Consider the following 1,219-nt stretch of genomic DNA (forward strand, 5'->3'; position numbering starts at 1 on the left):
TGGAGTGTGAAGTGGGAAGATACGTTCTACACCAACACCGTTTGAGATTTTACGAACAGTGTAAGTTTCAGTAATTCCTTGACCTTTACGAGCGATAACAACACCTTCGAAAAGCTGAACACGTTCACGGTTTCCTTCGACAACTTTCGCGTGAACACGAACAGTATCACCAGGACGGAATGCAGGAATATCAGTACGAAGTTGACCTTCTGTCAAACTTTGGATTAATGGATTCATTTTTTTCTCCTATCTTTGTCAATCTTGAGGAGCCTGTCCTCAGCGGATAAACTGTATTTTCGTGCGTCCATTACACACATCCATTATTTTATCAAAAAAGAATGCACCTGTAAAGAAGAAACCTTTATTTATTTTGCTTCAAAATCACTTTTTGTGCCCCGTAAATAGAAATCTCTTTCTTAAAGAATCTTGCCACAAAACAAACTAGGAAAAAGTATGGAAAATAAGTCCATCCAAAGATTTCGCAGCCAATCAGGCTTGGCCCCCATAGGGTCGAGGTTGCACTTGAAAAGACCGCAACATAGCCAAGAGCAGCAACAAAAGGAAGGGGCAGCCCCAAAAGAAGAGCCAAAACAACTCCCAAACTTGATCCAATGGCAAATAAGGGGGTCACTTCTCCTCCTTGGTAACCGATAGCAATGGTAAAAGTGGTCAGTAGGAGCTTCAAGAACCAGTCATAAAAGTAAATAGTACCTCCCGAAAAACTTGCTTCAATGAGGCTGGTTCCAAGCCCCGTATAGCGTCCACTATGTAGCAAGAACAAAGAAAGACTTAAAACAATTCCAAATACAAAAATCCGTTGATAAGGATTAGGAAGATAGGCAAGAGATTTCTTTTTGAAATAAGTTAGAAGAAGGGCAAAGCCCTTCCCAGTCAACCAAAACATAAAACCAAGGAGAAACAATTGCAAAACTAACAGAGGTGTGAAAGAAATCATATCCGTCAAGGGTATGCTAAATTTCTCCAATCCCAGTTGGTGAGAAATCCAACTAACTACTAAAGAAGCAACGAGGGTCGGATAGAGGGCTTCTAAGGCTAATTCCCCTACAACCAATACTTCTAAGGCAAAGAAAGTTGCTGCAAAGGGCGTTTGAAAGAGGCCTGCAAAGCCGGCTCCCATCCCCATCAGCAGAAAGATTTTCGAAGCATTTTTGATAGGAAAGTATCGGCTAAACCAATGTGAAATGGTCGCACCTAACTG

General features: G+C 41.4%; 2 protein-coding genes. Both read right to left on the reverse strand.

Annotation, left to right across the window (positions count from 1 at the left end; genetic code table 11):
* On the reverse strand, positions 1 to 237 hold a 237-nt coding region (gene rplS / locus SORDD16_RS05600), incomplete at its 3' end, for a 50S ribosomal protein L19 (protein ID WP_081215155.1).
* A gap of 124 nt (positions 238 to 361) precedes the next feature.
* The coding region (locus SORDD16_RS05605) for a chloride channel protein (protein ID WP_061452680.1) at positions 362 to 1,219 on the reverse strand (858 nt) is incomplete at its 5' end.

The sequence above is a fragment of the Streptococcus oralis genome (genome assembly GCF_001578945.1).
In the GTDB taxonomy this organism is placed as follows: domain Bacteria; phylum Bacillota; class Bacilli; order Lactobacillales; family Streptococcaceae; genus Streptococcus; species Streptococcus oralis_Q.